1 pseudogene is annotated in these 367 nt (G+C 55.6%); it reads left to right on the forward strand.

Features of this window, described 5'->3' with window-relative positions:
• Window positions 1–367, forward strand: a pseudogene (locus tag NF418_RS10360) (MSCRAMM family adhesin SdrC); the annotation flags it as partial.

Below are 367 nucleotides of genomic sequence, written 5' to 3' on the forward strand. Positions count from 1 at the left end.
GAGGCTGACTCGCTGGCTGATGTACTTGCTGAAGTAGACGCACTGGTCGAAGCGGACGCGGAAGAACTTGTGCTTGCCGAAGTTGACGCACTAGTCGACGCTGACTCAGAAGCTGATGTACTTGCGGAGGTTGACGCACTAGTCGATGCGGATTCGCTGGCTGACGTGCTTGCTGAGGTTGACGCACTAGTCGAGGCTGACTCAGAAGCTGATGTACTTGCTGAGGTCGACGCACTTGTAGAGGCTGACTCGCTGGCTGATGTACTTGCTGAAGTAGACGCACTGGTCGAAGCGGACGCGGAAGAACTTGTGCTTGCCGAAGTTGACGCACTAGTCGACGCTGACTCAGAAGCTGATGTACTTGCGG

It is taken from the genome of Streptococcus suis, from assembly GCF_024509555.1.
Lineage (GTDB): Bacteria > Bacillota > Bacilli > Lactobacillales > Streptococcaceae > Streptococcus > Streptococcus suis_AD.